The 9,887-nt window shown below is 51.2% G+C and carries 11 protein-coding genes; 7 read left to right on the top strand and 4 right to left on the bottom strand.

Annotation, left to right across the window (positions count from 1 at the left end; genetic code table 11):
• Together G465_RS14635 and G465_RS0111770 are read right to left on the bottom strand one after the other, a co-directional pair.
• Positions 1–452, bottom strand: a 452-nt coding sequence (locus G465_RS14635; protein WP_040399719.1) for an AAA family ATPase, incomplete at its 3' end; no start/stop codon positions are given.
• Positions 453–454: 2 nt separating this feature from the next.
• Complete coding sequence (locus G465_RS0111770; RefSeq protein WP_022654654.1) at positions 455–934, bottom strand: YbaK/EbsC family protein; 480 nt, start codon at positions 932–934, stop codon at positions 455–457.
• Positions 935–1,073: 139 nt separating this feature from the next.
• On the opposite strand from G465_RS0111770, the gene mltB reads away from it, so the two are divergent.
• Genes mltB through aroA form a run of 5 tightly spaced genes read left to right on the top strand, consistent with a single transcriptional unit; the run spans position 1,074 to position 6,306 of the window.
• Complete coding sequence (mltB, locus tag G465_RS0111775) at positions 1,074–2,090, top strand: lytic murein transglycosylase B (protein ID WP_022654655.1); 1,017 nt, start codon at positions 1,074–1,076, stop codon at positions 2,088–2,090.
• A gap of 33 nt (positions 2,091–2,123) precedes the next feature.
• Complete coding sequence (gene dnaX / locus G465_RS0111780) at positions 2,124–4,001, top strand: DNA polymerase III subunit gamma/tau (RefSeq protein WP_022654656.1); 1,878 nt, start codon at positions 2,124–2,126, stop codon at positions 3,999–4,001.
• A gap of 31 nt (positions 4,002–4,032) precedes the next feature.
• Entirely contained in the window at positions 4,033–4,359 is a 327-nt protein-coding gene (locus tag G465_RS0111785) for a YbaB/EbfC family nucleoid-associated protein (protein WP_281166795.1), read from the top strand.
• A gap of 21 nt (positions 4,360–4,380) precedes the next feature.
• Positions 4,381–4,986: a recombination mediator RecR gene (gene recR, locus G465_RS0111790; RefSeq protein WP_022654658.1), complete on the top strand. Its 606-nt coding sequence runs from the start codon at positions 4,381–4,383 to the stop codon at positions 4,984–4,986.
• Between the two features lie 30 nt (positions 4,987–5,016).
• Positions 5,017–6,306 (top strand): 3-phosphoshikimate 1-carboxyvinyltransferase, encoded by a 1,290-nt coding sequence (gene aroA, locus G465_RS0111795; protein WP_022654659.1) that lies wholly within the window; start codon positions 5,017–5,019, stop codon positions 6,304–6,306.
• Between the two features lie 54 nt (positions 6,307–6,360).
• Here the strand turns inward: aroA and fliW are convergent, their stop codons facing one another.
• Positions 6,361–6,789, bottom strand: a complete 429-nt coding sequence (fliW, locus tag G465_RS0111800; protein WP_022654660.1) for a flagellar assembly protein FliW — start codon at positions 6,787–6,789, stop codon at positions 6,361–6,363.
• Positions 6,790–7,031: 242 nt separating this feature from the next.
• Here fliW and G465_RS0111805 point away from each other — a divergent pair, with 242 nt between their 5' ends.
• Both G465_RS0111805 and dnaB read left to right on the top strand, forming a co-directional pair.
• The gene (locus G465_RS0111805) at positions 7,032–8,204 is read left to right on the top strand and encodes a BaiN/RdsA family NAD(P)/FAD-dependent oxidoreductase (protein WP_022654661.1); all 1,173 of its coding nucleotides are present in this window, start codon (positions 7,032–7,034) and stop codon (positions 8,202–8,204) included.
• Positions 8,205–8,243: 39 nt separating this feature from the next.
• Positions 8,244–9,653 (top strand): replicative DNA helicase, encoded by a 1,410-nt coding sequence (gene dnaB, locus G465_RS0111810; protein ID WP_022654662.1) that lies wholly within the window; start codon positions 8,244–8,246, stop codon positions 9,651–9,653.
• 87 nt (positions 9,654–9,740) lie between these two features.
• On the opposite strand, the gene G465_RS16565 is transcribed toward dnaB, so the two are convergent.
• Entirely contained in the window at positions 9,741–9,863 is a 123-nt protein-coding gene (locus G465_RS16565; RefSeq protein ID WP_373277235.1) for a zinc ribbon domain-containing protein, read from the bottom strand.
• Positions 9,864–9,887 lie beyond the last annotated feature (24 nt).

The raw sequence follows: 9,887 nt of genomic DNA on the forward strand, positions 1-9,887 counted from the left end.
TACTCATCAATTAACACCACCACTTTCTGACCAGTTTTCGCTTCAGCGGCACGGATTAAATTGGCGAAATAGGTTTCTGCTTCCCCTCGTTCAACTTCCAGCCCCAAACGCTCGGCATTAATGCGCATTTGCTCAGCGATTTTATTGGGGAGTTGAGTTTCCACATTCATCATCACCCCGCCGCCAAAGCTAATCCGAATCACCGGATAAGACAGCGACCAATCCCATTTATCGTGAATCCACAGCCCTTGAAACAACGCCTCATTCCCCGCCCATAGTTCAGCCAAGGTATCGAGGAACAAGCTTTTACCGAAGCGACGCGGACGCGAGAGGAAATAATGCTTTCCTTCATTTGCTAAACGGTAAGCCATTTCACTCTTGTCAACGTAGTAATAATGGTTTTGCCGAATCTCGCTGAAGGTTTGAATGCCGATCGGCAGTTTTTTGCGCATGGTCATCGTTCCTCAGACTTGGCTTTACACACATCGACCCACTGTGCGGCATGAACAATCGTTACTAGCTCAGTTGGGGTTAATTGAATTGCCGATTGCGCGCTACCGCAAGCTGGATAAACAAACTCATACTCTTGCAACGACTCATCAAGATAGATGGTGACACCTTCGTTAACACCAAACGGACACACCCCACCAACCTGATGCCCAATCAACGTTTCTACCTGCTCGGCCGCTAACATCACCGGTTTCGTGCCAAAAGTTTGCTTAAATTTGCGGTTATCGATTCTTTTATCACCGCTGGCTACAATCAAAATCGGTTTGCTGTTCACCATGAATGACAGGGTTTTTGCAATATGCGCCGGATCAGTATTTAATGCTTTTGCAGCCAATTCCACAGTTGCACTGGACACAGAAAATTCCAAAATATCTTGGTCACGCTGCCAATTTTTCAGATAGGCACGGGCACTTTCTAAACTCATGTTTTTCTCCAAAAAAATAAAACATCATCTGATTTTATGCGCGAAAACCCACCCACTGAGGCTTTTCGCGGCAAAGCGCATAGCACTTCCTGTTCTTTGCAGGTACTATGTTTTTTTTCTTTGCATTTAAAGGTTTGACATGCAACGCTTGGCATTTCTCTCCGCCTGCTTATTTTCTGTGTTCACCGCCACTGCCCAAGCAGATGAAACGCTATTGATGCGGCCAGAAGTGCAGGCTTTTGTGGAACAAACCAGCCGTGAAAGAGGTGTGCCGCGAGAGGTGATTGAAGCCACCCTGCGTGCCGTTGACAGCAAACCCTCGATTTTGAAAATCATGGACCGGCCTTCTACATCACGTCCGTGGTACCAATTTCGCCCTAATTTCCTCAACACCGCTTTGATTGACGGCGGAGTCGCATTTTGGGCAAAACATGCCAAAACCTTGCAAGCAGTTGAACAACAATATGGTGTGCCGGCTGAGATTATTGTCGCTATTTTAGGGGTCGAAACTCGTTATGGCCGTTTAAGTGGCAATTTCCGTGTGGTTGATGCCCTCAGCACCCTTGCCTTTGATTATCCTCGCCGCGCCAGCTATTTCAAAAGTGAACTGGCCGAATTCTTTCATCTCACCTTAGAAGAAAACGCCGACCCGCTGTCTTTTGTCGGTTCCTACGCTGGAGCAATGGGGATGCCACAGTTTATGCCCTCAAGCTTCCGCAAGTGGGCGGTAGACTTTGATGGAGACGGTCACCGTAATATCTGGGTCAGTCCAGCCGATGCCATCGCTTCGGTAGCCAATTATTTACAGAAACATGGTTGGCAAAAAGGCGCCGATATTGTGTTGCCAGTCGATGCGTCAGAGGTAAAAGAACGCGATAGCTTGGTAGCAGATAAATTTAACTTGCATTACAGCATTGCCGAACTCAAACAGCGTGGTGTGAAAACGCTCGGCGGTGAAGGTAATGATCGAGCAAAAGCGGTGTTATTCCCATTGGAAACTGCGGCAGGGGTAACCGAATACTGGATGGGTTTACAAAATTTCTACACCATCACCCGTTATAACAAGAGCACACTGTATGCGATGGCGGTCCATCAATTGGCAGAAGAAATCCATGATAAACGCCTAGCTGCCTTGGCTGCTGCTGCAAGCCAATAACGGGTCTGCTGCAATCTGCTAGAATCCGCCCCTATGAGCTATCAAGTCCTTGCCCGTAAGTGGCGCCCTAAACGTTTTGCTGACTTAGTCGGACAAGAGCATGTTGTCCGCGCCCTTGGCAATGCTTTAAATCAACAACGGCTACACCATGCTTATCTGTTAACCGGCACCCGTGGTGTCGGTAAAACCACCATTGCGCGTATTTTGGCTAAAAGCCTCAATTGTGAGCATGGAGTCGGGGCCGAGCCCTGCGGAGAATGCAGCGCCTGTCGGCAAATCGACAGTGGCCGCTTCGTTGATTTATTAGAAATTGATGCGGCCAGTAATACCGGCATCGACAACATCCGTGAAGTGATTGAAAACGCCCAATATGCGCCCACAGCCGGACGTTATAAGGTGTATATCATCGATGAAGTTCACATGCTGTCGAAATCGGCTTTCAATGCCATGCTAAAAACATTGGAAGAGCCTCCCGCGCATGTGAAATTTATCCTTGCCACCACCGACCCGCAAAAAGTGCCGGTGACGGTATTGTCACGCTGTTTGCAGTTTTCCTTACGCAATATGACTGCACCACAAATTGCCAGCCACCTTAGCCATGTGTTGGAGGTGGAAGGGGTCAGCTATGACACACCCGCTTTGGTGCTGTTAGCACGAGCCGCCGCAGGTTCGATGCGTGATGCGCTGTCGCTATTGGATCAGGCCATCGCGTATGGTTTGGGTGCCGTCGAGGAACAAGGTGTGCGGGCGATGTTGGGGGCGGTGGACCGACGACATTTATTTGCCTTGCTCGCTCACCTTGCCGCTGATGATGGCAGTGCACTGTTGGCCGAAGCCGAACAACTGGCCGCACAGGGCAGCAGTTTAGACACTGCGCTAAGTGAACTGGCTGTGGTATTACAACAAATTGCCCTAGCACAAACCGTCCCAACGGCCATTGACAACGACGAGCCTGAACGAGACAGTTTGTTTGCCCTCGCCGAGTTAATTCCAGCAGAAGATGTGCAACTCTATTACCAAATCGTATTGTTAGGTCGGCGTGACTTGCCGCTGGCACCAGACGATTATGCTGGTTTTACCATGACACTGTTGCGCTTATTGGCGTTTCATCCCAGCCAACGCGCCCGCCATCTTACGCAGGCTGCCAGTGCACCACATTCGCCCACTGCGACAACAAGCGCCAGCAAACCAACTGCCACATCAACCCTGTCGCCATCTGTCGCAACGAGCGCCACCGGCCCAGCGGCAGCCCGTGCCCTGCTCGATAAAATCCGCAATAACAAACAAGGCAGAGGCCCTGCCGTTACCGCACCGGTGCCAACGGTAAACGAACCACCGCCCACACCACGCGCAACACCAGCGGCACCACCCACACCAATTGCACCAGCGGTAACAATCGCGCCCCCCATGCAACAAACACCGCCCCCTGTTTCACCTCCGTGGGAAGATTCACCGTCACCCGTGGTAGAAGTGGCGATGACAACAAACACCACTGCGCCCCCCACTGCCAGCTGGCAAGGGGATTGGTATCAATTAGTGCAAGCGGTTCGGCCACAGCTTGGCGCCGGACAAGTGGTGTTGCAACATGCTGAGTATTTGGGGCATCAAGGCGACGTATTCCGCTTGCGGATTCCCGAGGGACAACGTCGCTTAGTACAACAGTATCAAGAGAAATTGACCCAAATCATGCAGGATTATCTGGGTCACCCCGTACGATTAACCATTGAATTTGGCACCATTGAAGGCGAAACCCATTTCAGCCAACAAGAACGCCTACGCCGTGAACAGTTGGAACAAGCACGGCAGGAGTTTGCCCAAGACGAAGTCGTTCAACAGTTGGTGAACACCTTGGATGCAGTGATTATTGAAGACTCAATTCGAGTTCTCACCCCACCACCGGCGCAAGCATAATGCGCCCTCTCTGTGATTGATTAAGGAGTGTTTGATGTTAAAAGGCGGCATCGCGGGTCTGATGAAACAGGCCCAGCAAATGCAGGAAAACATGAAAAAAGCCCAAGAAGAATTGGCCAAAATCGAAGTTGAAGGTCAATCTGGGGCTGGCATGGTCAAAATTGTGATGGCGTGTAACCACGACATCAGACGCGTGACCATCGACCCTGCTGTGATGGATGATAAAGAGATGTTAGAAGACTTGATTGCAGCGGCAGTCAACGATGCCAATCGTCGTGCCGAGACCACGTCGCAAGAGAGAATGGCAGGCTTTACAGCGGGTTTGAATCTGCCTCCCGGCTTCAAAATGCCTTTCTAATGATCCACAAGTGACCAACCAATGAACACGCCAATGTCTTTGGCGCAGCTGGTGTCTGCGCTGCGGGTGTTACCGGGGGTGGGGCCAAAATCTGCACTACGCATGGCCTATCACCTGCTGCAACACGACCGCAGCGGTGCGGCACAACTGGCACACGCGTTACAACATGCGCTCGATCATTTGGGCCATTGCCAACGTTGCCATACTTTTAGCGAAAGCCCGTTGTGTGATATCTGTCTGGATACCAGCCGCGACCCACAGCGTTTATGTATCGTGGAAATGCCGGTTGATTTGTTGCGTCTAGAAGAAAGCCGTTGTTTCAACGGCTTCTATTTTGTCTTGATGGGACGGCTTTCACCATTAGATGGCATTGGCCCACAAGAGCTTCAACTCGACCGCTTACAACAACGCGCTTTAGATGGTGTGGTTCAAGAAGTCATTTTGGCGACTAATTACACTGCCGAGGGAGAGGCCACGGCTCATGTCATCAGCGAAATGCTGCGAGGACATGGTTTAACAGTCTCGCGTATTGCACGTGGCATGCCGGTCGGCGGTGAGCTGGAATTCACCGATCCGGGCACACTGGCACAAGCTTTTTACGAGCGTCGACACCTCGCCTCGTCTTAATTCTTTTTATTTTTGGACGCGAAATTTCCCATGCTCACTCTAAAACTGCAACATCAGCCACGGGCGCGTGGTGCTTTAGATTTACCGGGCTCAAAAAGTATTTCTAACCGCACCCTCTTATTGGCCGCGTTGGCAGAAGGGGAAACGCTGATTCATGGTCTGCTCGATTCAGATGACACACGGCGAATGCTTGATGCACTCACTGCGCTTGGTGTTGAAGTCGAAGAACAACCGATTGCCGGAGATTATCGGGTAAAAGGGGCAGGGGGAGCATTTCCGGTCAAAGATGCCAAACTTTTTTTAGGCAATGCCGGCACCGCCTTTCGCCCACTCACCGCTGCCTTGGCGTTGATGGGCGGACAGTATCACCTGTCTGGCGTGCCACGGATGCACGAAAGGCCAATTGGTGATTTGGTTGAAGCCCTCCACACTTTGGGGGCAAAAATTGAATACCTCGGCAACAGCGGTTTTCCTCCACTGTTGATTGAACCGGCCACCATCACCGCCGGTGGTGTCGTAAAAGTACGCGGCGATGTCTCGAGTCAGTTTTTGACTGCGCTGTTAATGGCGCTTCCCCTAGCCCAACAAGCCACCCGAGTGGAAGTGATCGGTGAGCTGATTTCCAAACCGTATATTGATATCACCCTACGTTTGATGTCGAAATTTGGGGTCGAAGTCGCCCGTGAAGGCTGGCAAGCCTTTACCGTGCCGGCGCAAGCCTATCGCAGCCCAACAGAAATTTATGTTGAAGGCGATGCCAGTTCAGCCAGTTATTTCCTCGCCGCAGGGTTATTAGGGGGTGGGCCGGTGCGTGTACAAGGCGTGGGGGCCCATTCGATTCAGGGGGATGTGCGTTTTGCTGAAGCGTTGGCCGAGATGGGTGCAGTGATTCGCATGGGAGAACATTGGATTGAGGCAGAAGCACCCGCAGATGGCAAGGTCAAAGCCATTACCCTCGATTGCAATCATATTCCTGATGCGGCCATGACCTTAGCTGCGTGTGCATTATTTGCCGAGGGCGTCACCACCCTAACCAATATTGCCAGTTGGCGCGTCAAGGAAACCGACCGCATTGCAGCGATGGCAGCAGAATTACGCAAAGTCGGCGCACAAGTAGAAGAAGGGGAAGACTATATCCGTATCACGCCACCGCAAGTTTTCTTGCCAGATGCAGAAATTGATACGTATGACGACCATCGAATGGCCATGTGTTTGTCCTTAGTCAGCTTTGCCACTTCGGTCATTATTCGCGACCCTGATTGTGTGGCAAAAACCTTCCCACGCTATTTCGAAGCATTGGAAGCCATTCAAGCCCCTTAACAAAAAAACGCTCTGCTGACTGGCAGAGCGTTTTTGGTATCGCAGAGCAGGGGATTAGCTACGGAACACGATGTCGCAGTTCAAGCCTACTTTTTGCAAACCAATGCGAGTTTCCAAGTTAATCACCAATGGGCTGCGTAAGTTTGCACGCAACTTGCCCATTGGGTCGGTTTGTTCTTGACCATCTTTGTAAACAATCACCAACACCGCAGCATCATCAGCAGCTTTGAGCTGCAAAGCGTCAATTTCGGCAGGGGTCAGTTCAATTTCATAACGGACAGCCACTTCTTGGGCATCCACTACGCTGAACAGAATGTCTGCATCATCCAGCGACTGCATCCAGAAAACGCGAGGGTTATCGTTTTCTTCATGGAACAGCTTAAAGCGTGTGCAGCCCTCTAACCCTGGCAAACCAGCAGGGAAATGTAATACGGTGTTTTCGTCAACTTCGACAGGGCCAAGCAAGCTAGATTGAAACAGCATCGGTCTCTCCTTGAAATGTAGGTGCAGATTCTGCACAGCGCTTATTCTGACACGATATTAGCCAAGCTTGATAACAATTCTATGACCCATTTGCCTTGTATCAGATGAAGTGATGCTAGTTTGCTCAAACCACAGCTTTTTACTGCACCTTATCCGCAGGGGATAAGACATACAGAACACTCAACACAAACAACAGCATCACGTTACACCAAACAACCCCTAGCCGTACGAAAGCAAAATTTATGAATGTATTTGATGTCATCATTATTGGTGCCGGTGCCGCCGGGTTACTGTGTGCCGCGACGGCCGGTGCACGCGGTCGCCGCGTTTTATTGTTAGACCACAATACAACATTGGCGGAAAAAATCCGCATCTCCGGCGGTGGTCGCTGCAATTTCACCAACCTCGACATTCACCCTGACCGTTTTATCTCTGACAATCCCCATTTCTGTCGCTCGGCCTTGGCACAGTTTAGCCAGTGGGATTTTTTAGCTTATCTAAAAGAACACGGTATCCCATGGCATGAAAAAACCCTCGGCCAATTATTTTGTGACCACAGTAGCCAAGACATTATTGATATGTTGCACCAACGCTGCCAAGCCGCTGGGGTGGTGATTCAGCTTGGCGTATCGGTCCAAGACGTCAGCCGCAGCGATGTGTTTCAGCTCACCACCTCACAAGGACGCTTTCAAGCAGCGTCACTGGTGGTTGCCACCGGTGGCTTATCTATCCCACAAATTGGCGCCAGCCCATTTGGCTATCGTCTGGCCGAGCAATTTGGCTTGGCCGTCACCGAACTCGCCCCCGCCTTAGTACCCCTGACCTTGCATCGGGAAGATTGCGAACAATTCGCCCCACTCTCTGGCATTGCGCTGTCGATGTCAGCACAAGCAGAACACGGCCCCGCTTTTCGAGAGGCAGGGTTATTGACCCATAAAGGGCTATCCGGTCCCGCGATTTTGCAAATTTCTAGCTATTGGCGTGCAGGTGAAAAGGTGACGTTGGATTTGATGCCAGACCAGACCATCACCGACTTTATCGATGCCGCCGAGCGCCGTGATAAAACGTTGCTCAATCGTCTGGCAGATTATTGGCCGCGCCGATTTGCTGAAGCGTGGTTACAACGGTTGGCGATTGATGGCAACAGTCGCCAACTCAGTAAAAAACAGCTGGCACAGCTTGAACAAGCAGCCCATCAGTTTCAATTACGCCCCAATGGTACGCAAGGTTACAAAAAAGCCGAGGTCACACGGGGAGGTGTTTCAACCCGTGAACTCAGCTCGAAAACGCTGATGGCACAACGGGTGCCGGGGTTATTTTTTATTGGTGAAGTGGTGGATGTGACTGGCTGGTTGGGGGGATATAACTTTCAATGGGCGTGGTCGAGTGGGGTCGTAGCAGGACGAAACTGCTAAACTACGCAGCCACTCGTTATTGTGAAACGGTTTTGTTTCATGTCTGAATCTTTACCTGCCGACCCTTTATCTGAATTACGCCTACCGCCCCATTCCACCGAGGCAGAACAAGCGGTGCTCGGGGCGCTGCTGTTGGATAACAGCGCGTGGGAAAAAGTCGCCGATTTAATCATGGCGCAAGATTTTTATCGCCATGAACACCGTCTGATCTGGTTGGCGATTGTGCGACTGTTAGATGCCAGTCGCCCTGCCGATGCCCTAACCGTTTCCGAACGTTTACAGGCACAAAACGAATTAGAATTGATCGGGGGCTTATCGTATCTCGTCACCTTGACACAAAACACACCATCCTCGGCCAATATCAAGCGTTATGCCGAAATTGTGCGTGAAAAGTCGGTGATGCGGCAGTTGGTGTCAGTCGGCAATGAGATTGTGGAATCGGCTTTTAACCCACAGGGACGAGAAGCGGCGCAACTGTTGGATGAAGCCGAATCAAAGGTTTTCCAAATTGCTGAAAGCAGTGCCCGCACGCAGCAGGGCTTTTTGGAAATGCCAGATATCCTCACCGAGGTCACCACACGGATTGACCATCTGTATAGCCGAGACAATCCCGATGCGGTAACGGGGATTCCCACTGGTTTTATTGATATCGATGAGAAAACCTCCGGCTTGCAACCCGGAGACCTGATTATTGTGGCGGGTCGGCCCTCGATGGGGAAAACCGCTTTTGCCATGAATTTGGCAGAGAATGTTGCGATCCAAACCGCGCTGCCAGTGGCCGTATTTTCAATGGAAATGCCAGCGACCCAGCTCGCCACGCGGATGATCGGTTCGGTCGGGCGGCTCGATCAACATAAATTGCGTACCGGTCGTTTTGATGACGAGGACTGGCAAAAATTCACCCATGCCCTCGGTGTGTTGGCGGATGCAAAAATTTTTATTGATGAAACCCCCAGCTTATCTGCGCTTGAGTTACGTGCCCGTTCACGGCGTTTAGCGCGCCGTTTTGATGGCAAATTGGGCCTGATTGTGGTGGATTATTTGCAGCTGATGAGCGGCAGCAGCCAAGGCGCCCGCCAACAACAAAATCGTACGGCTGAAATTTCAGAGATTTCGCGAGCCATGAAAGGCTTGGCACGGGAACTCTCAGTGCCAGTGATTGCCTTGTCACAGTTAAACCGCTCGGTTGAACAACGGCCCAATAAACGGCCAATGATGTCCGATTTGCGTGAGTCGGGGGCCATCGAGCAAGATGCCGATTTGATTATGTTTATGTACCGTGATGAGTACTACAACCCTGATTCACCCGATAAAGGTCTGGCCGAGGTGATCATTGGTAAACACCGGAACGGCCCAACAGGGATTGTGCGCTTGGCCTTCCGTGGCGTGTATTCACGGTTTGAAAATGCTGTCCTCGATCCTAACCGCAGTTGGGACAGCCACGAGTGATATTCTGGGGCGAATCTAACGAAGCGCAACAAACACGCCAATTGAGCCGCTTTCAGCGACTGCCCGTTGGTTGACTTCCTCCCCGCCCTAAAGAGCGGGGATTCCTTCTGCAAGACGGCGAAGTCCCGCCGCGAGAATGTTTTTTGCCGCATTGGTATCGCGGTCGTGTACTGCACCGCATTCGTTGCAAATCCATTCTCTTATTCGCAAACTTGCCCTACCTTTCGGACTGCT

It is taken from the genome of Aquaspirillum serpens DSM 68, assembly GCF_000420525.1.
Taxonomy (GTDB): domain Bacteria; phylum Pseudomonadota; class Gammaproteobacteria; order Burkholderiales; family Aquaspirillaceae; genus Aquaspirillum; species Aquaspirillum serpens.

Coding starts and splice junctions, on each gene's coding strand:
- G465_RS0111805 (WP_022654661.1), top strand. CDS start 7,032: ATGAATGTATTTGATGTCATCATTATTGGTGCCGGTGCCGCCGGGTTA.
- dnaB (WP_022654662.1), top strand. CDS start 8,244: ATGTCTGAATCTTTACCTGCCGACCCTTTATCTGAATTACGCCTACCG.
- recR (WP_022654658.1), top strand. CDS start 4,381: ATGAACACGCCAATGTCTTTGGCGCAGCTGGTGTCTGCGCTGCGGGTG.
- fliW (WP_022654660.1), bottom strand. CDS start 6,789: ATGCTGTTTCAATCTAGCTTGCTTGGCCCTGTCGAAGTTGACGAAAAC.
- mltB (WP_022654655.1), top strand. CDS start 1,074: ATGCAACGCTTGGCATTTCTCTCCGCCTGCTTATTTTCTGTGTTCACC.
- aroA (WP_022654659.1), top strand. CDS start 5,017: ATGCTCACTCTAAAACTGCAACATCAGCCACGGGCGCGTGGTGCTTTA.
- G465_RS0111770 (WP_022654654.1), bottom strand. CDS start 934: ATGAGTTTAGAAAGTGCCCGTGCCTATCTGAAAAATTGGCAGCGTGAC.
- dnaX (WP_022654656.1), top strand. CDS start 2,124: ATGAGCTATCAAGTCCTTGCCCGTAAGTGGCGCCCTAAACGTTTTGCT.